Consider the following 20,856-nt stretch of genomic DNA (forward strand, 5'->3'; position numbering starts at 1 on the left):
ATCCCGAGGTTAGATCCACCCACCCCACTGCAACAGAAAGATCCCGATGTTGGTGGTGACCGCCGCCATCAGTGTAGTAATCACGATGATCGCCGCCGCCAGTTCATGATTGCCATTGGCCTGCCGGGCCATGACGAAACTGGCCGCGGCGGTCGGGCTGCCGAAGTACAGAAACAGAATCCCCAACTCCGCCCCACGAAAGCCCCAGAGCCAGGCGCCGAGTGTCGCCAGCACCGGCAGGCCGATCATCTTCACCAGACTTGAACTCAGCGCCATCGTGCCGCTTTTACGCATTGCCGCCAGCGACAACGTGCCACCGATGCAGATCAATGCCAATGGCAAGGTGGTTTGCGCCAAATATTGACCGGACCTCTCCAGCCATCCCGGCAAGCCGATCTGGAACCAGGCAAATGGTGCGGCCGCAATCACACTGATGACCAGCGGATTGGCCATCACACTTTTGCAGATACTCCACGGATCAGACTTGATCACCGGGCTATAGACCGCCAGCACAATGGTTGAGAGCGTGTTGTAAAACAGGATCACCAGCGCCGCGAGAATCGCCCCAAGGGAAATGCCATAGTCGCCGTACATGCTCGCCGCCAGGGCCAGGCCGATTACCCCGTTATTGCCGCGAAACGCGCCTTGGGTGTAAATGCCCCGATCTTCCCGCGGGCATTTCCAGATCGCCCAACCCCAGGCAATTGCAAAGCACATCAGGGTCGCGACCGAGAAGTAGATCAGCAGCGCCGGTTGCAACGCAGCGTGCAGGTCGGCATGCAAGATGCCCAGAAACAGCAACGCCGGCATGGTGACATTGAACACCAGGGCCGACGCAGTATGGATGAAGTTGTCGTTGATCCAGTCGATGCGCTTGAGCAGCACACCCAGAAACAGCATGGCAAACACCGGCGCAGTGATGTTCAGGGTTTCGAGGAAAATAGCCTGCATGCCGGGGGAACCTTGGGTGGGCGTCGTTAGGGGGCTAATGATAAGCCACCGGAGACGTCGGCGTCTGGTAGACCGTCTTCGCAGGCTTGCCCGCGAAGACGTCCTGATAAACGCCAAATTAACCTCAGGTTACTTACCGATAGAAATCTTCGGCGCCCAAGTCAGCCATTCATCTTCAAACTTGTCGAACAGCGGAAACGTTTGCTCGGGCCGCGCCGGGACACCCATGCGGTCGCCATCCGGTGTGGCAAAGGCGATACCGCCCTGGATCAGCGTCTCCAGCGATTCGGTGCGTATGGTTGCGCCTTTGAACAAGCCGTAGTCAAAACCAAAACCACTGGTGTTCCAGAACCGCGTGCCACTGCGCACCAATGGCGCGTACTTCGGCTCGATCAGGATGTGTACCAACACTCGATCCGCCGTCTGGCCCAGCTCATAGCCAGTCACCTTGCCCACCGTGATTTCGCGATAGGTGACGGGCACACCGGTCTTCAGCGAGCCTCGACGAGCAGCACTCAATACCAGGCTCAAACCGGCCTCTTCCTTGGCGGTTTCCGGAGGATTGGTCAGCGCTACGAAGTCCTTTTGCGGACCGAGATTCTTCGGCGCCGGTTGCACTTCGATGTACTGCCCGGTCACCAGAGTCTCAAGGTTGGACGTCTTGATCAGACCTAATTCAGGTTTGACCACCCAGAACTGACTGCCCACTCGAGCGATACGCTCCGGCACTTCCGTGATTCGCGCAGTCAGCAGCACCGATTGCAGGTCGTCGCTGAGGTCGACGTCTTCGACCTTGCCGACGTCGAGGCCTTTGAACCGGATCGGCGTGCCCGTGCGCAGACCATCGGCGCGATCGACCTTGATGGTCACCACGGCGCCTTTCTGGTTTGCCTCTTCATGACTGGCGAACAGACGGAAACGTGGAATGCGCTTCTGCAACGGCGCTTTGGCTTCCGGGGTTTCGAAAGCAATGCCGCCGGCCATCAGGCTTTGCAAAGACTCACTTTTGACCTGGATGCCGCCGGTCAGTCCACCCGTCAGCGTAATACCGCTGGCATTCCAGAAGCGCGTCGAGGCGTTGACCAGCCCCTCGTATTCCTTCTCGATGTGCACACCGATCATCAGCTGTTTTTTAGTGCGAGAGAACTGATAGCTCTGCACCGAACCCACCTTGACCTGCTTGTAGAGAATCGGACTGCCGACTTCCAGTGAGCCGAGGTTTTCGGTGAACAGCACCAGATGCAGGCCCGGCGAACGCAGATCCAGCGGCGGAGCCTTGGCCCGTGCTTCGAACTCGCGCTGCGGTGCGCCACCCTTGTCGCCAGGGCGTACGGCGATGTAGTTACCTTTGACCAATGCTTCCAGACCGGTGATACCGGCAAGCGAAATTGATGGTTTGACCACCCAGAACTGTGTGCCGGTGACCAGGTAATCCTCAGCCAATGGGTCGAGCGTCAGCTCGGCGGTTGCACTGGAGAGGTCCGGGTCAATCTTGAGCGCTTTCAGATTGCCGACCTGAATGCCTTTGTACATCACCGGTGTACGACCGGCCTGCAGGCCTTCGAAATCGCTGAGTTTGACCTTGACCCGAATACCGGCGGCGGCTGCATCGAAGTCTTCGTAGAGACGGAACGGCAGGCTTGGATCGGTGGGCGGGCTGTCCTTGCGGTTTTCCGGTGTAGCAAACGCAATACCACCAGCGACGATGCTGGCGAGGGACTCGCTACGCACTTTCACACCGGACAGGTTGGCATCGATGCTGATACCGCTGGCATTCCAGAAACGCGTGTGTTTGCGTACCAGGCTGGCGTAGGTCGGTTCGATGAAGACTTTGAGTTCAACGGTGTTCTGGTCCGCGGACAGCAAATAGCTTTTGATCTGACCGACCTGGATCTGCTTGTAGAACACCGGGCTGCCGCGATTCAGCGAACCGAGACGATCAGCCTTGATGGTCAGGTGCAGACCAGGCTTGGCGTCCGACAGCGGCGGCTCTTCGGCCAGGGCCTTGAACTTGCGGGTCGGTTCGCCCTCTCCCGGACTGACAGCCACATAGTTACCCGAGACCAGCGTCTCCAGGCCCGTGATACCGGCCAGGGTTACGCTCGGCTTGACCAGCCAGAAACGCGTGCTGGTTCTGAGGTATTGCTCCACGTCCTTATTCATCTCGATGGTGGCGATCACGCCTTTGGAGCTGCCTTCGTCATCGAGTGTGAGGGCTTTCACCTTACCGACCGACATACCTTTGTAAACGACTTCGGTCTTGTTGGCCTGAATACCTTCGCCGCTTTCGAAGCGTACATGGATCTCAATGCCTGTCTCGCTATAGGCACGCCAGGCGAGCCAACCGCCAATGAGCAAGGCGATCAGGGGCAATACCCAAATGGCAGACCAGTTAGAGGCCGGTCGGGTTTTCGCTGTAGGCAAATCAGTCATGGTCGTCGTCCGACTCCGTGTTATCCCAAATCAGTCGGGGATCGAAAGTTACTGCGGCAAGCATCGTCAGAATCACCACACTGGCGAAGGCGATGGCGCCAAGATTGGCTTCGACGCTGGCTAGCCGTCCGAAATTCACAACCGCCACCAGGATGGCGATCACAAAAATATCGAGCATCGACCAGCGGCCGATGAACTCGATAAAGCGGTACATCCATATACGTTGGCGTGCGGAGAGTGGCTGGCGGCGCTGCACCGAAAACAGCAGCAACCCGATGCCCACCAGTTTGAACGTAGGAACCAGAATACTGGCGATAAAAACCACAGCCGCGATTGGAATCATGCCGTGCTGAACCAGTTGGATCACGCCGGACATGATGGTGCTCGGATCACCCTGCCCCAGGGAACTGACGGTCATGATCGGCAGCACATTGGCCGGGATGTAAATGATCGCAGCGGTGACCAGCAGCGCCCAGGTACGCATCAGGCTGTTCGGTCGGCGCGCATGAACCAACGCACCACAGCGGGTGCAGACCTGCTCGTCGGTGCCAGCTTCCTGCTTGTTCAACTCGTGGCATTCGGCACAAATCAGAATGCCCGCATCAATCGCCCGCATGGGCATCTTCTCCTGATAATGCCTGCCAGATCTGGTGCGGCGACATCACCACTTCCAGCCAGACCTGGACCAACAACAAACTGATGAAGCACGCCAAACCGGGACCTACGGTAATCGCCGCCATATCGGCCAATTTGACGATCGCGACCAGCACGCCCATGAGGTAAACCTCAAGCATCCCCCAATCCCGAAGATGGTGATAAATGCGGTAGAGCAGCAAACCGTAGCTGCGTCCGATATTGAATCGGATACTCAGCAGCACCACCAATTGGCAGAGCAGCTTGAGCAGCGGAATCCCCATGCTGCAGAGAAATACGACTGCTGCTACGCCCTGCATACCGGTATCGAACAAACCGAGAACACCGCTCCAGACAGTGTCATTCGATGACTGCCCGAGTAGATGGAGCTGCATGATGGGTAAAAAGTTCGCGGGGATATACAACAACAGTGCGGCAATGACCAAGGCGAGACTGCGCTGCACGACATTGTGCCGATGGGCATACAGCTCATAACCGCAGCGTGGACAAATGGCCTTCTCACCATGGGCGAGTTCAGGCTTGCGCATCAGCAAGTCGCACTCATGACACGCCACCAAACCGTCCAGTGGTAAATCTGACAGCCCAGGGGCGTCAACCGGATCTGGCATAAAGGCTCTGGCTCCAAAAATGTTGGACCTATTCTAGTGTCCTGACTCGAAAATAACTGTGCATTTTTGTGTTGCCAGAGAAGTAGACTTTTTCTGCGAGCAAAACAAAACCCCTACCTGCATACGCAGATAGGGGTTTCGGAATTTAATCTTGACGATGACCTACTCTCACATGGGGAAACCCCACACTACCATCGGCGATGCATCGTTTCACTTCTGAGTTCGGGATGGGATCAGGTGGTTCCAATGCTCTATGGTCGTCAAGAAATTCGGGTACCGAACCGTCTTTCGACGCTTCAGCAAATTGGGTATGCGATAGTTTCTGCGGCTTTTGTGAATGCTTGCGAACTTTCGGTTCATTGCGTCTTCACACACCGCAATTTGGTGTCCTTTCGGATCAGCAAATTGCTTGGGTGTTATATGGTCAAGCCTCACGGGCAATTAGTATTGGTTAGCTCAACGCCTCACAGCGCTTACACACCCAACCTATCAACGTCGTAGTCTTCGACGGCCCTTCAGGGGACTCAAGGTCCCAGTGAGATCTCATCTTGAGGCTAGTTTCCCGCTTAGATGCTTTCAGCGGTTATCTATTCCGAACATAGCTACCCGGCAATGCCACTGGCGTGACAACCGGAACACCAGAGGTTCGTCCACTCCGGTCCTCTCGTACTAGGAGCAGCCCCTCTCAAATCTCAAACGTCCACGGCAGATAGGGACCGAACTGTCTCACGACGTTCTAAACCCAGCTCGCGTACCACTTTAAATGGCGAACAGCCATACCCTTGGGACCGGCTTCAGCCCCAGGATGTGATGAGCCGACATCGAGGTGCCAAACACCGCCGTCGATATGAACTCTTGGGCGGTATCAGCCTGTTATCCCCGGAGTACCTTTTATCCGTTGAGCGATGGCCCTTCCATACAGAACCACCGGATCACTAAGACCTACTTTCGTACCTGCTCGACGTGTCTGTCTCGCAGTCAAGCGCGCTTTTGCCTTTATACTCTACGACCGATTTCCGACCGGTCTGAGCGCACCTTCGTACTCCTCCGTTACTCTTTAGGAGGAGACCGCCCCAGTCAAACTACCCACCATACACTGTCCTCGATCCGGATAACGGACCTGAGTTAGAACCTCAAAGTTGCCAGGGTGGTATTTCAAGGATGGCTCCACGCGAACTGGCGTCCACGCTTCAAAGCCTCCCACCTATCCTACACAAGCAAATTCAAAGTCCAGTGCAAAGCTATAGTAAAGGTTCACGGGGTCTTTCCGTCTAGCCGCGGATACACTGCATCTTCACAGCGATTTCAATTTCACTGAGTCTCGGGTGGAGACAGCGCCGCCATCGTTACGCCATTCGTGCAGGTCGGAACTTACCCGACAAGGAATTTCGCTACCTTAGGACCGTTATAGTTACGGCCGCCGTTTACCGGGGCTTCGATCAAGAGCTTCGCGTTAGCTAACCCCATCAATTAACCTTCCGGCACCGGGCAGGCGTCACACCCTATACGTCCACTTTCGTGTTTGCAGAGTGCTGTGTTTTTAATAAACAGTCGCAGCGGCCTGGTATCTTCGACCGGCGTGGGCTTACGCAGTAAATGCTTCACCCTCACCGGCGCACCTTCTCCCGAAGTTACGGTGCCATTTTGCCTAGTTCCTTCACCCGAGTTCTCTCAAGCGCCTTGGTATTCTCTACCCAACCACCTGTGTCGGTTTGGGGTACGGTTCCTGGTTACCTGAAGCTTAGAAGCTTTTCTTGGAAGCATGGCATCAACCACTTCGTGTTCTAAAAGAACACTCGTCATCAGCTCTCGGCCTTAGAATCCCGGATTTACCTAAGATTCCAGCCTACCACCTTAAACTTGGACAACCAACGCCAAGCTGGCCTAGCCTTCTCCGTCCCTCCATCGCAATAACCAGAAGTACAGGAATATTAACCTGTTTTCCATCGACTACGCTTTTCAGCCTCGCCTTAGGGACCGACTAACCCTGCGTCGATTAACGTTGCGCAGGAAACCTTGGTCTTTCGGCGTGGGTGTTTTTCACACCCATTGTCGTTACTCATGTCAGCATTCGCACTTCTGATACCTCCAGCAAGCTTCTCAACTCACCTTCACAGGCTTACAGAACGCTCCTCTACCGCATCACCTAAGTGATACCCGTAGCTTCGGTGTATGGTTTGAGCCCCGTTACATCTTCCGCGCAGGCCGACTCGACTAGTGAGCTATTACGCTTTCTTTAAAGGGTGGCTGCTTCTAAGCCAACCTCCTAGCTGTCTAAGCCTTCCCACATCGTTTCCCACTTAACCATAACTTTGGGACCTTAGCTGACGGTCTGGGTTGTTTCCCTTTTCACGACGGACGTTAGCACCCGCCGTGTGTCTCCCATGCTCGGCACTTGTAGGTATTCGGAGTTTGCATCGGTTTGGTAAGTCGGGATGACCCCCTAGCCGAAACAGTGCTCTACCCCCTACAGTGATACATGAGGCGCTACCTAAATAGCTTTCGAGGAGAACCAGCTATCTCCGAGCTTGATTAGCCTTTCACTCCGATCCACAGGTCATCCGCTAACTTTTCAACGGTAGTCGGTTCGGTCCTCCAGTCAGTGTTACCTAACCTTCAACCTGCCCATGGATAGATCGCCCGGTTTCGGGTCTATTCCCAGCGACTAGACGCCCTATTAAGACTCGCTTTCGCTACGCCTCCCCTATTCGGTTAAGCTCGCCACTGAAAATAAGTCGCTGACCCATTATACAAAAGGTACGCAGTCACCCAACAAAGTGGGCTCCCACTGCTTGTACGCATACGGTTTCAGGATCTATTTCACTCCCCTCTCCGGGGTTCTTTTCGCCTTTCCCTCACGGTACTAGTTCACTATCGGTCAGTCAGTAGTATTTAGCCTTGGAGGATGGTCCCCCCATATTCAGACAAAGTTTCTCGTGCTCCGTCCTACTCGATTTCATTGACAAGAGATTTTCGCGTACAGGGCTATCACCCACTATGGCCGCACTTTCCAGAGCGTTCCGCTAATCTCAAATCAACTTAAGGGCTAGTCCCCGTTCGCTCGCCACTACTAAGGGAATCTCGGTTGATTTCTTTTCCTCAGGGTACTTAGATGTTTCAGTTCCCCTGGTTCGCCTCTTGCACCTATGTATTCAGTACAAGATAACCATCTTATGATGGCTGGGTTCCCCCATTCAGACATCTCCGGATCAAAGTCTGTTTGCCGACTCCCCGAAGCTTTTCGCAGGCTACCACGTCTTTCATCGCCTCTGACTGCCAAGGCATCCACCGTATGCGCTTCTTCACTTGACCATATAACCCCAAGCAATCTGGTTATACTGTGAAGACGACATTCGCCGAAAATTCGCATGCTCAATTAAGAGCAACTCACAAATTTTACCTTAGCCTGATCCGTTACCAGTGAAAGTAACGTTCAGTCTATCTTTCTATCACATACCCAAATTTTTAAAGAACGATCTAGCCAAAGACTAGAAATCAACATTCACCATCATCACGATGGAATGCTCATTTCTAAGCTTTCAACAACAGAAGCAATAGTGGTGGAGCCAAACGGGATCGAACCGTTGACCTCCTGCGTGCAAGGCAGGCGCTCTCCCAGCTGAGCTATGGCCCCGTATTTCTACAGGTGTTCCCACACAAAATTGGTGGGTCTGGGCAGATTCGAACTGCCGACCTCACCCTTATCAGGGGTGCGCTCTAACCAACTGAGCTACAGACCCAATTTCGGGCTGCTTCGTATCGTCTTCTTCAATGAATCAAGCAATTCGTGTGGGAACTTATGGAGCAGCTGATGTCGTCGATTAAGGAGGTGATCCAGCCGCAGGTTCCCCTACGGCTACCTTGTTACGACTTCACCCCAGTCATGAATCACACCGTGGTAACCGTCCCCCCGAAGGTTAGACTAGCTACTTCTGGTGCAACCCACTCCCATGGTGTGACGGGCGGTGTGTACAAGGCCCGGGAACGTATTCACCGCGACATTCTGATTCGCGATTACTAGCGATTCCGACTTCACGCAGTCGAGTTGCAGACTGCGATCCGGACTACGATCGGTTTTATGGGATTAGCTCCACCTCGCGGCTTGGCAACCCTCTGTACCGACCATTGTAGCACGTGTGTAGCCCAGGCCGTAAGGGCCATGATGACTTGACGTCATCCCCACCTTCCTCCGGTTTGTCACCGGCAGTCTCCTTAGAGTGCCCACCATTACGTGCTGGTAACTAAGGACAAGGGTTGCGCTCGTTACGGGACTTAACCCAACATCTCACGACACGAGCTGACGACAGCCATGCAGCACCTGTCTCAATGTTCCCGAAGGCACCAATCCATCTCTGGAAAGTTCATTGGATGTCAAGGCCTGGTAAGGTTCTTCGCGTTGCTTCGAATTAAACCACATGCTCCACCGCTTGTGCGGGCCCCCGTCAATTCATTTGAGTTTTAACCTTGCGGCCGTACTCCCCAGGCGGTCAACTTAATGCGTTAGCTGCGCCACTAAGAGCTCAAGGCTCCCAACGGCTAGTTGACATCGTTTACGGCGTGGACTACCAGGGTATCTAATCCTGTTTGCTCCCCACGCTTTCGCACCTCAGTGTCAGTATCAGTCCAGGTGGTCGCCTTCGCCACTGGTGTTCCTTCCTATATCTACGCATTTCACCGCTACACAGGAAATTCCACCACCCTCTACCATACTCTAGCTCGACAGTTTTGAATGCAGTTCCCAGGTTGAGCCCGGGGATTTCACATCCAACTTAACGAACCACCTACGCGCGCTTTACGCCCAGTAATTCCGATTAACGCTTGCACCCTCTGTATTACCGCGGCTGCTGGCACAGAGTTAGCCGGTGCTTATTCTGTCGGTAACGTCAAAACAATTACGTATTAGGTAACTGCCCTTCCTCCCAACTTAAAGTGCTTTACAATCCGAAGACCTTCTTCACACACGCGGCATGGCTGGATCAGGCTTTCGCCCATTGTCCAATATTCCCCACTGCTGCCTCCCGTAGGAGTCTGGACCGTGTCTCAGTTCCAGTGTGACTGATCATCCTCTCAGACCAGTTACGGATCGTCGCCTTGGTGAGCCATTACCTCACCAACTAGCTAATCCGACCTAGGCTCATCTGATAGCGCAAGGCCCGAAGGTCCCCTGCTTTCTCCCGTAGGACGTATGCGGTATTAGCGTTCGTTTCCGAACGTTATCCCCCACTACCAGGCAGATTCCTAGGCATTACTCACCCGTCCGCCGCTCGCCACCAGGTACAAGTACCCGTGCTGCCGCTCGACTTGCATGTGTTAGGCCTGCCGCCAGCGTTCAATCTGAGCCATGATCAAACTCTTCAGTTCAAACATCTTTGGGTTTTTAAGAAACCCTAAACTTGGCTCAGCAATCGTTGGTTACATCTTTGATTTCTCGCGGAGTAACTTGTGATGCTGATAATCTTGTTGACTATCAGTCTGACTCCACAAGCACCCACACGAATTGCTTGATTCAGTTGTTAAAGAGCGGTTGGTTAAGAGCTTTCGTCTCAACCGAGGCGCGCATTCTACAGCAGCCTCTGTTGCTGTCAAGCGGTTATTTTCAGAAGTTTTCAAAGTTTCCTTTGCAACTTCAACCACTTGCGCTTCCGATCTCTCGTTAGCGGGAGGCGAATTCTACAGCGTTAGTCGCTGCTGTCAACACCTCTTTTTCTCCGCTTTCGACCGAGAAGATCGAACCGTCAATAAGGCGACAATACCCTGCCTTACCAACTCCTTCTGGCTTCGATGAACTGAAGCGTAACCGCTGTCGAAAACTGCGTAACTCGTTGTTTACCAAGGAGTTTTCCGTTTCGACTGCGCCGGAAGTGGGGCGAATTATAGACGTCCAGGATCTGCCGTCAACCTCTAATTACGCCTTTCTTGCAGAAGGTACCTTTTTAACGATTAAACGTGGAATTCGGCGGGTTACAGGCGGCAATCTCAATACTAATAACAACGCACCTATAGAAGCGTAGATCGCCCACTCCCTCAGATCGGCGCGAACGATCCACAACATATGCAGTAACCCAAGCCCGAGAATCACATAGACCAACCGATGCAGTCTTTTCCAGCGAACGCCCAAATGCCGCTGACTGTAACGATTGGAGGTAACCGCCAGCGCCAACAAACCGAGAAAACCCAGCACCCCGACGATAATGTACGGCCGCTTGCGCAACTCGATACCCAGTTGTGACCAATCAAAGCCGAGGATGAACGCCGTATAACCGCTCAAATGCAAAACCACATAGGCGAAACACCACAACCCCAACTGCCGTCGGACAGCTATCCACCCCGACCAACCGGTGAGCTTCTGCAATGGCGTCATGCTTAACGTAATGAGCAGCAGGACAAGCGTCCCCAACCCTAGACGATCAACCAGCACCTTTCCTGGATCAGGCCCCAGCACATCCGCCCAGGCTTGATACAACCAAAGCAGCGGCCAAACAGCTGCGGCGATAAAGACACCAATACGCCAGAACAGATATCGCATCAGTAATTCTTCCGCAGATCGAGCCCTGCATATAAAGAAGCGACTTCATCCGAGTAGCCGTTGAACATTTGCGTGTCCCGCACATTGGGCTTGAACAGACCGCTCGGCAAACGCCTTTCCCGTGCCTGCGTCCAACGCGGGTGGTCGACTGTCGGGTTCACGTTCGCATAAAAGCCATACTCATTCGAGGCAATGCTCTGCCAGGTGGTTTTCGGCTGCTCACTGACCAGGCTGATTCGCACGATGGACTTGATGCTCTTGAAGCCGTATTTCCACGGCACCACCAGACGTAGCGGCGCACCGTTCTGATTGGGCAACTCACGTCCATACATGCCTACAGCGAGAATCGCCAACGGATTCATCGCCTCATCCAGACGCAGCCCTTCTACATATGGCCAGTCGATCAAGGCGAAGCCAGAACGTTGTCCAGGCATACTCTTGGGATCTTGCAGGGTTTCAAAGCGAATAAATTTGGCCTTGGACGTCGGTTCTACTTCCTTCAGCAAAGCCGAAATTGGAAAACCTATCCACGGAATGACCATCGACCAGGCCTCCACACAGCGAAGACGATAAATACGCTCTTCCAGCTGATAAGGCTTCATGAAGTCTTCCAGCGCATACCGCCCCGGCTTACCCACCTCCCCGTCTACCACCACGCTCCACGGTTCGGTTTTTAGCGCACCGGCGTTGGCCGCAGGATCGCCTTTGTCGGTACCGAACTCATAGAAGTTGTTGTAGTGGGTCGCATCCTTGAAAGGCGTGATTGCTTCATCCTTGACGTTGACCGCCCCCCATTTAGTGGAAGGCAGTTTTTCGGCAAACCAGGACGGCGCCTTGCCAGGCTCGACATCGGCATAACGCGCAGCATCGTCGGCACTCGCCCAGCGCGGCAGCGTACTCACAGCCAAACCGGCAACGGCCGCGCCTAATACATTGCGACGAGAAAGGTAGAGAGATTCAGGCGTGACGTCTGACTCATGACAGTCAGACGCTTTGGGGACTTTGATCAGCATGGCAACTCCGCAGCATTGGAGGACAGATGCACCCATAGACTGCGGAGTATGAGGGAAATTACATCACTCGGCTTTTTTGTGCCGACGAAGACGCAGCAGGTACTGCACCGGCCCGGAAGCCGCATAGGCAAGGAAGACCAGCAGCAGGATGCGCGGCGGATCACTGAATACAACGGCAAATACCAGCACCACTGCCAGGATCGCGACGAAGGGAACGCGCCCCTTCAAGTCCAGCTCCTTGAAGCTGTTGTACTTGATGTTACTCACCATCAGCATGCCCGCGGCGGCAACCATCAGCGCAACCAGGAACGACATTTTGGAGCCCTGAATGCCGTAATCGCTGAACGCCCAGACAATGCCCGCGACCACACCGGCCGCGGCCGGGCTGGCCAGACCGATGAAGTAGCGCTTGTCGGCGGTGCCGACCTGCGTGTTGAAGCGTGCCAGGCGCAACGCCGCACCCGCCACATAGATGAAGGCGACCATCCAGCCGACTTTGCCCATATCGCCCAAGGCCCAGCCGAATGCCAGCAAAGCCGGCGCGACGCCAAAGGCAACCATGTCCGACAGCGAGTCGTACTCCGCACCGAAGGCGCTTTGGGTGTTAGTCATGCGAGCGACGCGACCGTCGAGGCCGTCGAGCACCATGGCGACGAAAATCGCGATCGCGGCAAACGCAAAATACTTGCTCGCGCCGATTGCATCACCGGCACTCAAGGCGCTCTGGGCGCTCATCGAGTTGATGATGGAATAGAACCCTGCGAAGAGGTTCGCAGTGGTGAACAGATTCGGCAGAAGATAGATACCACGATGCCGGACTTTACGGCCTTCAGCGTCATGCCCTTCTTCGATGTGCTCATCGATGGGCAGAAGGCTTTCGGCGTCAGAAGCCTGCTTTGGCTCTTCGGGACGTTCGCTCATGGACATTACCTTGCAACGGGGTGGAAAGTTTCGACAGGTGTCTGGGACGACGGTTCGACCGCAAACGATGCAGCTTTATACCAGAACCGGCGGATCCAAACGAAAAAACGCGGCCTAGGCCGCGTTTTCCGTACAAGCTCGTGACTTAGTTCTTGGCTTTGTCGACGATCTTGTTGGCACCGATCCACGGCATCATGGAGCGCAGTTGCTCACCGATGATTTCGATACCGTGAGCGGCGTTGTTACGACGCTTGGCGGTCATCGAAGGATAGCCGGTGGCGCCTTCGCTGATGAACATCTTGGCGTATTCGCCGTCCTGAATACGTTTCAGGGCGTTGCGCATGGCCTGACGGGATTCGGCGTTGATTACTTCCGGACCTGTCACGTACTCGCCGTACTCAGCGTTGTTGGAGATCGAGTAGTTCATGTTGGCGATACCGCCTTCGTACATGAGGTCAACGATCAGCTTCAATTCGTGCAGGCATTCGAAGTAGGCCATTTCCGGCGCGTAGCCAGCTTCAACCAGGGTTTCGAAACCGGCTTTTACCAGCTCAACGGTACCGCCGCACAGAACGGCTTGTTCGCCGAACAGGTCGGTTTCGGTCTCGTCCTTGAAGGTGGTTTCGATGATGCCGGTACGACCGCCACCAACGCCGGCAGCGTAGGACAGTGCAACGTTTTTGGCGTTGCCCGAAGCATCCTGGTAGATAGCGATCAGGTCAGGGATACCGCCGCCTTTGACGAACTCGGAACGCACGGTGTGGCCCGGAGCTTTCGGCGCGATCATGATCACGTCGAGGTCAGCGCGCGGAACAACCTGGTTGTAGTGGATCGCAAAACCGTGGGAGAAGGCCAGGGTGGCGCCTTTCTTGATGTTCGGCTCGATTTCGTTCTTGTACAGCGAGGACTGGAACTCGTCCGGGGTCAGGATCATGACCAGGTCGGCAGCTGCTACGGCGGAAGCAACGTCAGTCACTTTCAGGCCGTGGGCTTCAGCTTTGGCAACGGTGGCCGAACCTTTACGCAGGCCAACGGTAACGTCAACGCCGGAGTCTTTCAGGTTGCACGCTTGAGCGTGGCCTTGGGAGCCGTAACCAATGATGGCAACTTTCTTGCCCTGGATGATCGACAGGTCGCAGTCTTTATCGTAGAAAACTTTCATGAATTTCCCCTTTATATCTGGCCCTCAGGCCATTCGCTAATTTGGTTTAGATGCTCAGTACTTTGTCGCCGCGGGCAATCCCGGTGACGCCACTGCGTACGGTTTCCAGAATCGAGGCAGTGCCGATCGATTGAATGAAGCTGTCGAGCTTGTCGCTGGTACCGGTCAATTGAACGGTATACACGCTGGCGCTGACATCAACGATCTGCCCACGATAAATATCGGTGGTGCGCTTGATCTCGGCGCGCTGTGCGCCGGTGGCCTTGACCTTGACCAGCATCAGTTCGCGCTCGATGTGAGCACTCTCCGACAAGTCGACCAGTTTGACCACTTCGATCAGCTTGTTCAGGTTCTTGGTGATCTGCTCGATGATTTCATCATGGCCGACAGTGGTCAGCGTCAGACGCGACAAAGTCGGGTCTTCGGTTGGCGCCACGGTCAGGCTTTCGATGTTGTAGTTGCGCTGCGAAAACAGGCCGACTACACGAGACAGAGCGCCCGGTTCGTTTTCCAGAAGCAGGGAAATAATGTGCCGCATGATTAAGTACGCTCCGTCTTGCTCAACCACATATCACGCATGGAGCCGTCTTTGATCTGCATCGGGTAGACGTGCTCGCTGGTGTCAACCGAGATATCGATAACCACCAGGCGATCTTTCATGGCGAACGCCTCCTCCATCTTCGACTTCAAATCTTTCGAGTCGGTGATGCGCACGCCAACGTGACCATAGGCCTCTGCCAGTTTGACGAAGTCAGGCAGCGATTCCATGTAGGAGTGCGAGTGACGGCTGCCATAACTCATGTCCTGCCACTGGCGAACCATACCCAGCACGCCATTGTTCAGGATGACGATTTTTACCGGCAAACCGTATTGCAGGCAGGTCGACAGTTCCTGAATGTTCATCTGGATGCTGCCCTCGCCTGTTACGCAGGCGACATCGTCATCCGGGAAGCTCAGCTTGATGCCCATGGCCGCCGGAAAACCGAAGCCCATGGTGCCCAGGCCACCGGAGTTGATCCAACGGTTCGGCTTGTTGAACTTGTAGTACTGCGCCGCGAACATCTGATGCTGACCCACGTCGGAGGTCACAAAGGCGTCGCCCTTGGTCACTTCGCACAGGGTTTCGATCACGGTCTGCGGCTTGATCACGCTGCCGTCGCCCTTGTCGTAAGGGAACAGACCGCGGTCACCGCGCCACTCATCAACTTGCTTCCACCAGCTGGCAACGGACTCCTTGTTCGGGGTCTCGCCGATTTCCTTGAGGATCGCGACCATTTCGGTCAGGACACTCTCGACCGGGCCAACGATAGGCACGTCTGCCTTGATGGTCTTGGAAATCGAAGCCGGGTCGATGTCGATGTGAATGATCTTGGCATTCGGGCAGAACTTGGCCGGGCCGTTGATCACGCGGTCATCGAAACGCGCGCCGACTGCAAGGATCACATCGGCATGGTGCATCGCCAGGTTGGCGGTGTAGCTGCCGTGCATGCCGAGCATGCCGATGAACTGACGGTCGGTGCCAGGGTAGGCACCCAGGCCCATCAGGGTATTGGTCACTGGCAGGTTGAGCATCTTCGCCAGCTCGGTCAGCGGCGCAGAGCCACCACCGAGGATCACGCCGCCGCCCGAATACAACACAGGGCGCTTGGCCGCCAGAAGCATTTCGGCTGCCTTGCGGATTTGCCCGGAGTGACCGCGAACGGCCGGGCTGTAGGAACGCAGCTTGGCTTTTTTCGGGAAGATGTATTCGAACTTTTCGGCCGGGTTGGTCATGTCTTTCGGGATATCGACAACGACCGGACCAGGACGACCGGATTGCGCCAGGTAGAACGCCTTCTTCATGACTTCCGGGATTTCCGAGGCGTGCTTGATCATGAAGCTGTGCTTCACGATCGGCCGGGAGATACCGATCATGTCGGTTTCCTGGAACGCATCGGTGCCTACCATGGTGCTAGGCACCTGGCCGGAAATGACCACCATCGGAATGGAGTCCATGTAGGCCGTGGCAATACCGGTGATGGCGTTGGTTGCGCCCGGGCCGGACGTCACCAGTACCACGCCGGCTTTACCGGTGGCACGGGCATAGCCGTCAGCCATATGGGTCGCAGCCTGCTCGTGACGAACCAGGATGTGGGTCACTTCCGGTTCTTTGAACAGGGCATCATAGACATGAAGAAGAGCACCACCCGGGTACCCGTAGATATATTTGACGCCTTCGTCACGCAAAAAGCGGACGAGCATCTCACCGCCAGATAAAAGCTCCACGTTGTTCACCTCTAAAACGCCAGAATACCGCCCACATACAAGAGGACGGGTCTTAATAGGTTTACTTCTCGGCAGAGCATGAGCGACGGTGGTCGCCGACTACGTCAGCACTGACTGAGCAAGTATTGGGATCGTCCCAAGTGTTGCGGGCCTTTCCCACCCAGCGCGAGGTAACGCGTTGCGGGTGTAACAGGTCGGCGCGGATGTGCGCCTCATGATCTGCCGAGTGGGTCTGCTTCTGGCAGTCCCTCTACAGCGGACTTTGGATTCTTCTGTTTCGCCCATCGCAAGTCAAGCCGTCAATGTGCTTTATTGAACTAAGCGCATGAGAACGCAAGAAAAAACCTTTAAACCGCAACTGTGTTAGCTTCAATTGCGCACCCCTGACAAGGAAATGGCATGAGAACACTCATCTTCACCGCCAGCTTGCTGATCAGCCTGAGCCCTTTGTGCATGGCGGGTCAGATCTATAAATGGGTCGATGCCCAGGGCGTCACCCATTTCGATGCGCAGCCGCCCCAAGGCCGGGAGGCCACCGTCATGGTCACGCCCTCCCCGCCCGTCGGCAAGCCGGGCGCGCTACCGCGCGGCAACGTCATCGGCGATCAAAAGGCCATCGATCACAAAGTGAAAAAGCAGGTCGCCGAGCAGCAGGCCCAGCTAAGAGTGTTCTGTGAACAAGCTCGGACGAACCTGGCTCAACTGCAGAACAATCCGCGATTGCGGGAGGAAGTCGACGGCGAGACGCGCCGCCTGACCGACCAACAACGTCAGGAGCGCCTCACCGAAGCACAGAAACAGATTGCGAAAAACTGCCAGTAAGCACTGGCAGTTTCCGATTCAGCGGGAGACGGTGATCAACGCGTCGAACTCTTTGAGCAAGACCTGAAGCTGCCGATCCTTGCCCTGGACATTGCGGGAGGCGAAGACCATTTCGGCCATCTCCTGAATCCCTGATGCGTTGGGCAATGGCAGATCCTGCTCGAGGATCGACTTCATCCTTGGCAAGAAGACCCATTGCAGCCATTGCTCGAAATCCAGCGTATCCACCGAAAACGGTTCAACGCTGGAGAGCGCCTCAGCAGACGGCGGTACTTCATCCCACCAGCCCTGAACGCGCAGCTCGCGCTCGATCAACAGCAACTGTTCGGCAATCTTCGGAAAGCGCATATCCATCACAGCGAAACCTTGGCCTTCTGACGAGCCAACGCAGCACCGGCCGGATCACCCTGCTTCTCTCGGGCCTGGGCGATCAATTCCCACAGGCTGGCCTGAAGATCCGGACGCCCATTGGCGAACGTCAGGCCACGGCGGGCAAACTGCTCGGCCTGAGCCGCATCACCTTGAGCCATACGCACCTGGGCCAAGCGATAAAGTACTTGCGGCTCGCGCGGTGCAACACGCTGGGCACGTTCGAGGCTGGAAGATGCACCATTAAGGTCGCCACTGGCCTGTTGCTGCTGGGCGGTGGTCAACAATGCCAGGACCGGACCGTCCAGTTGTTCATCGGCGGACAGTCCGCCGGAGTTCGCCGAAGGAATCCCGCTGGGCGTCGACGGCATGCTGTAGCTACCCTGATTGATCGGCGCCGACTGAACCGGCGAGGTATCAATCGGCCCCGGAGTAATCGGGCCTGGGGTAATCGGCGAAGTGCTGATCGGTGCCGAGGAGACGGCGCCACCACCCGGGACCATCACCACGACCCCGGTGTCACCTTGCGGGATCGCCTGAGTCTGAGCTTGTACAGGACGTTTCACCGTCGATTGACGGAAACCGCCATTCGCCGAAATCCGCTCACTGTTGGAGACGGCAGTGCCGGCATCCTCAACCGGGATCGAACCACGCTGCACAGTGGAGCAGCCGCTGAGCAAAGCCACGGCAGTCACCGCTGGAATCAACCACTTGTTCACTTCAAATCCTCTTTGCTTAATTCATCCAGCCCTTGACCCAATCCATCACCGATTCTGCAGGGCTTTCACCACCGCAAGCAGCACCGGGAGGCGGTTCACTGCCGCGAATATACGGCATCTGCACCGCACCTGGGCAGTTGGCTTCGGAACCTTGACCAGTGCGCGAATCGACCCAGGCCTGAACAATGTTGTCCGGTTGCGGCATGTCCAGCGGCAGCGGATCGGCCTTGCGCATGAAACTGGTCCAGACCTGCAACGCGCCGGTGGCACCGGTGAACGGTGTCTTGCCATTATCATCGCGCCCCAGCCAGACCACGGCCAGCAGATCCTGACTGAAACCGGCGAACCAGCTGTCCCGCGAATCGTTACTGGTACCGGTCTTACCGGCCAGGGTCAGGGTTTTCGGCAACACGTTATAAACCGAACTACCGGTACCTTCGCGCATGACGCGCTGCATGGCGTTCTGGATCAGGTAAATGGACGCCGGATCAAATTGCTGCTGAATCTGGAACGGATAACGCTTGAGCGGCTCGCCCTCGGCAGTCAGTACGCTGCGAATCCCGCGCATCGGCGTATTGAACCCGCCGTTGGCCAGCGTCTGGTACATGGTCGCCACTTCGATCGGGGTCATACCGCCGGCACCGAGCAACATCGACGGGAACGCCGGGAATTCGCGGCTTACGCCCAGGCGTGCCAGGGTCTTCAAGACATTCGGCACGCCCACCGCCAACCCGAGACGCGCGGTCGACAGGTTGTAGGAATGCGCCAACCCTTGGTACAGGAACACCGTGCCGTGGGAACGGCGATCATAGTTCTGTGGTTTCCAGATCTGACCGTCCGCGCCTTTGACCGAGAAGTAGTCGTCCGATAGCCAACTGGTGAGCGTGTACTGGCTCGGCTTTTCAAGAGCGGTCAGATAAACCGCCGGCTTGATCAAAGAGCCGATCGGTCGCACCGCGTCCAACGCACGGTTAAAACCGGCAAAACTCGCCTGACGGCTGCCGATCATGGCCTGGACCTCACCGGTTTCCGGGTTGGTCACGACCATCGCGGCTTCCACGTCATCGGAACCCTTGCGCCCGGCCAGGCGCTTGAACGTGTCGTTGACCGAGGCTTCGGCTTTCATCTGCAGGATCGGGTCGAAACTGGTGAAGATTCGCAGCCCTTCTTCGGTCAAGTCTTCGTCGCGGTAGTCTTCGCGCAACTGACGTTTAACCAGATCAAGGAAGCCCGGGAACGAGCTGTCGGCCAACTTGCCGCGAGTGGTCACACCCAGTGGCATTTTCTTCGCCGCCTCAACCTGTTCGGCGCTGGCAACGCCTTGCTCCTTCAGAACATCGAGCACCAGATTGCGCCGCTCCAGAGCCCGCTCAGGGTTGCGGCGCGGGTTGTAATAGGACGGCCCCTTGACCATGCCCACCAACAAAGCGACTTGATGCAGTTTCAGCTCGGACAATGGCTGCCCGAAGAAAAACTGGCTGGCCAGGCCGAAGCCGTGCACCGCGCGCTGACCATCCTGGCCGACGAATACTTCATTGAGGTAAGCCTCAAGAATTTCGCTCTTGTCGTAATGCAGCTCAAGCAACATCGCCATCATGGCTTCGGTGAGCTTACGGGTCAGGCTGCGTTCACTGGTGAGGTAGAAGTTCTTGACCAACTGTTGCGTCAGCGTACTACCGCCCTGGGTCATCTTGCCGCCCGAGGTGTTGACATAGATAGCTCGGGCAATCGACTTCGGCGACACGCCCCAGTGGCTGTAGAAATCCCGGTCTTCTACAGCAACCAGGGTTTCGAGCAGATACGGCGGAACCTGATCGATCTTGATCAGGATGCGGTCTTCAAGGTTTTTCGGGTAAATCCCGCCGATCAGCAGCGGCTCCAGTCGCACCACGGAAAGCTTCGAACCGTTGGTCGCCGAGAGCTCGGCCACGTAATCGCCGGAGAACCGCACGCGCACGGGCTGCGCCTGCTCCATGCCTTCATAGAACTGGAAGCCTCGGGTGTTCAAGTCGACGGTATTGCCATTGACCGCTGCCGCGCCGGGGCCGTTGCTGACAGCTTCGCGTCGGTAGCCCAAGGCATCGAGTTCGGTGAGGAAGTCGTCCTTGCTGAGCTTTTGTCCGACGAACAGCTCGAGCGGGCGCGCGTACACCTTGGCCGGGATGGTCCAGCGCTTGCCGGAAAACTTCTCCTGAACCACGGCGTCGAGGTAAACCGCGAACCCGGCCAGCACCACAAGGCCGACCAGGCTGAGTTTAAGGGCCCAGCCCAGCCAGGGGCGCATGCCCTTGGAAGGTGGTTTTTTAGGGGTGCGGGGGGATCGAGATCGAGTCATGGCGGCGGATTATACGCACTTTATTCATACTCAACAGGAGCCCTCTGAGGTTTGCGTCGGACGGACTTGCAGCCATAA

14 protein-coding genes, 2 tRNA genes and 3 rRNA genes are annotated in these 20,856 nt (G+C 55.9%); 1 reads left to right on the plus strand and 18 read right to left on the minus strand.

Annotated features, from left to right (window positions below):
- Nucleotides 1–9: 9 nt before the first annotated feature.
- The 15 genes from PGR6_RS24140 to PGR6_RS24210 all read right to left on the minus strand — a co-directional run bounded on the left by PGR6_RS24140 (nucleotide 10) and on the right by PGR6_RS24210 (nucleotide 16,533).
- Nucleotides 10–951, minus strand: a complete 942-nt coding sequence (locus PGR6_RS24140; protein ID WP_064620334.1) for an AEC family transporter — start codon at nucleotides 949–951, stop codon at nucleotides 10–12.
- 129 nt (nucleotides 952–1,080) lie between these two features.
- The gene (locus PGR6_RS24145) at nucleotides 1,081–3,384 is read right to left on the minus strand and encodes a PqiB family protein (protein ID WP_064620337.1); all 2,304 of its coding nucleotides are present in this window, start codon (nucleotides 3,382–3,384) and stop codon (nucleotides 1,081–1,083) included.
- Nucleotides 3,377–4,000 carry a paraquat-inducible protein A gene (locus PGR6_RS24150; protein ID WP_007941211.1) on the minus strand — a complete coding sequence of 208 codons (624 nt, stop codon included), beginning with the start codon at nucleotides 3,998–4,000 and terminating at the stop codon, nucleotides 3,377–3,379. The genes PGR6_RS24145 and PGR6_RS24150 overlap by 8 nt, the downstream gene beginning before the upstream one ends.
- Nucleotides 3,987–4,646, minus strand: a complete 660-nt coding sequence (locus PGR6_RS24155) for a paraquat-inducible protein A (protein ID WP_064620340.1) — start codon at nucleotides 4,644–4,646, stop codon at nucleotides 3,987–3,989. Before PGR6_RS24155 ends, PGR6_RS24150 begins: the two co-directional genes overlap by 14 nt.
- Before the next feature lie 149 nt (nucleotides 4,647–4,795).
- Nucleotides 4,796–4,911, minus strand: a 5S ribosomal RNA gene (rrf, locus tag PGR6_RS24160).
- A gap of 155 nt (nucleotides 4,912–5,066) precedes the next feature.
- A 23S ribosomal RNA gene (locus PGR6_RS24165) occupies nucleotides 5,067–7,958 on the minus strand.
- A gap of 246 nt (nucleotides 7,959–8,204) precedes the next feature.
- Nucleotides 8,205–8,280, minus strand: a tRNA-Ala gene (locus PGR6_RS24170).
- Between the two features lie 29 nt (nucleotides 8,281–8,309).
- A tRNA-Ile gene (locus tag PGR6_RS24175) sits at nucleotides 8,310–8,386 on the minus strand.
- An 82-nt stretch (nucleotides 8,387–8,468) separates the two neighbouring features.
- Nucleotides 8,469–10,007: ribosomal RNA gene (locus PGR6_RS24180) — 16S ribosomal RNA — on the minus strand.
- Together the 16S, 23S and 5S rRNA genes with 2 tRNA genes alongside form the textbook arrangement of a ribosomal RNA operon.
- A gap of 544 nt (nucleotides 10,008–10,551) precedes the next feature.
- Nucleotides 10,552–11,172 carry a protein-methionine-sulfoxide reductase heme-binding subunit MsrQ gene (msrQ, locus tag PGR6_RS24185; protein ID WP_064620343.1) on the minus strand — a complete coding sequence of 207 codons (621 nt, stop codon included), beginning with the start codon at nucleotides 11,170–11,172 and terminating at the stop codon, nucleotides 10,552–10,554.
- Nucleotides 11,172–12,185, minus strand: a complete 1,014-nt coding sequence (gene msrP, locus PGR6_RS24190) for a protein-methionine-sulfoxide reductase catalytic subunit MsrP (protein ID WP_018930219.1) — start codon at nucleotides 12,183–12,185, stop codon at nucleotides 11,172–11,174. The genes msrQ and msrP overlap by 1 nt, the downstream gene beginning before the upstream one ends.
- A gap of 63 nt (nucleotides 12,186–12,248) precedes the next feature.
- Nucleotides 12,249–13,106, minus strand: a complete 858-nt coding sequence (gene pssA, locus PGR6_RS24195) for a CDP-diacylglycerol--serine O-phosphatidyltransferase (protein ID WP_008006914.1) — start codon at nucleotides 13,104–13,106, stop codon at nucleotides 12,249–12,251.
- A gap of 145 nt (nucleotides 13,107–13,251) precedes the next feature.
- Nucleotides 13,252–14,268, minus strand: a complete 1,017-nt coding sequence (gene ilvC, locus PGR6_RS24200; RefSeq protein WP_003228216.1) for a ketol-acid reductoisomerase — start codon at nucleotides 14,266–14,268, stop codon at nucleotides 13,252–13,254.
- Nucleotides 14,269–14,314: 46 nt separating this feature from the next.
- Nucleotides 14,315–14,806, minus strand: coding sequence for an acetolactate synthase small subunit (ilvN, locus tag PGR6_RS24205; RefSeq protein ID WP_003205610.1), 492 nt, complete (start codon nucleotides 14,804–14,806; stop codon nucleotides 14,315–14,317).
- A 2-nt stretch (nucleotides 14,807–14,808) separates the two neighbouring features.
- Nucleotides 14,809–16,533 (minus strand): acetolactate synthase 3 large subunit, encoded by a 1,725-nt coding sequence (locus tag PGR6_RS24210; protein WP_026286735.1) that lies wholly within the window; start codon nucleotides 16,531–16,533, stop codon nucleotides 14,809–14,811.
- A gap of 399 nt (nucleotides 16,534–16,932) precedes the next feature.
- On the opposite strand from PGR6_RS24210, the gene PGR6_RS24215 reads away from it, so the two are divergent.
- Complete coding sequence (locus tag PGR6_RS24215; protein ID WP_064620345.1) at nucleotides 16,933–17,355, plus strand: DUF4124 domain-containing protein; 423 nt, start codon at nucleotides 16,933–16,935, stop codon at nucleotides 17,353–17,355.
- Nucleotides 17,356–17,373: 18 nt separating this feature from the next.
- Here the strand turns inward: PGR6_RS24215 and PGR6_RS24220 are convergent, their stop codons facing one another.
- Genes PGR6_RS24220 through mrcB form a run of 3 tightly spaced genes read right to left on the minus strand, consistent with a single transcriptional unit; the run spans nucleotide 17,374 to nucleotide 20,778 of the window.
- Entirely contained in the window at nucleotides 17,374–17,709 is a 336-nt protein-coding gene (locus PGR6_RS24220; RefSeq protein ID WP_018930215.1) for a YqcC family protein, read from the minus strand.
- Entirely contained in the window at nucleotides 17,709–18,443 is a 735-nt protein-coding gene (locus PGR6_RS24225) for a tetratricopeptide repeat protein (protein ID WP_018930214.1), read from the minus strand. Before PGR6_RS24225 ends, PGR6_RS24220 begins: the two co-directional genes overlap by 1 nt.
- A 16-nt stretch (nucleotides 18,444–18,459) precedes the next feature.
- Nucleotides 18,460–20,778: a penicillin-binding protein 1B gene (gene mrcB, locus PGR6_RS24230; protein WP_064620347.1), complete on the minus strand. Its 2,319-nt coding sequence runs from the start codon at nucleotides 20,776–20,778 to the stop codon at nucleotides 18,460–18,462.
- Nucleotides 20,779–20,856: the final 78 nt, after the last annotated feature.

The organism is Pseudomonas sp. GR 6-02 (genome assembly GCF_001655615.1).
Classification (GTDB): domain Bacteria; phylum Pseudomonadota; class Gammaproteobacteria; order Pseudomonadales; family Pseudomonadaceae; genus Aquipseudomonas.

Coding starts and splice junctions, on each gene's coding strand:
- PGR6_RS24140 (WP_064620334.1), bottom strand. CDS start 951: ATGCAGGCTATTTTCCTCGAAACCCTGAACATCACTGCGCCGGTGTTT.
- pssA (WP_008006914.1), bottom strand. CDS start 13,106: ATGAGCGAACGTCCCGAAGAGCCAAAGCAGGCTTCTGACGCCGAAAGC.
- mrcB (WP_064620347.1), bottom strand. CDS start 20,778: ATGACTCGATCTCGATCCCCCCGCACCCCTAAAAAACCACCTTCCAAG.
- ilvN (WP_003205610.1), bottom strand. CDS start 14,806: ATGCGGCACATTATTTCCCTGCTTCTGGAAAACGAACCGGGCGCTCTG.
- PGR6_RS24145 (WP_064620337.1), bottom strand. CDS start 3,384: ATGACTGATTTGCCTACAGCGAAAACCCGACCGGCCTCTAACTGGTCT.
- PGR6_RS24215 (WP_064620345.1), top strand. CDS start 16,933: ATGAGAACACTCATCTTCACCGCCAGCTTGCTGATCAGCCTGAGCCCT.
- PGR6_RS24155 (WP_064620340.1), bottom strand. CDS start 4,646: ATGCCAGATCCGGTTGACGCCCCTGGGCTGTCAGATTTACCACTGGAC.
- ilvC (WP_003228216.1), bottom strand. CDS start 14,268: ATGAAAGTTTTCTACGATAAAGACTGCGACCTGTCGATCATCCAGGGC.
- msrQ (WP_064620343.1), bottom strand. CDS start 11,172: ATGCGATATCTGTTCTGGCGTATTGGTGTCTTTATCGCCGCAGCTGTT.
- PGR6_RS24150 (WP_007941211.1), bottom strand. CDS start 4,000: ATGCGGGCGATTGATGCGGGCATTCTGATTTGTGCCGAATGCCACGAG.
- msrP (WP_018930219.1), bottom strand. CDS start 12,185: ATGCTGATCAAAGTCCCCAAAGCGTCTGACTGTCATGAGTCAGACGTC.
- PGR6_RS24220 (WP_018930215.1), bottom strand. CDS start 17,709: ATGGATATGCGCTTTCCGAAGATTGCCGAACAGTTGCTGTTGATCGAG.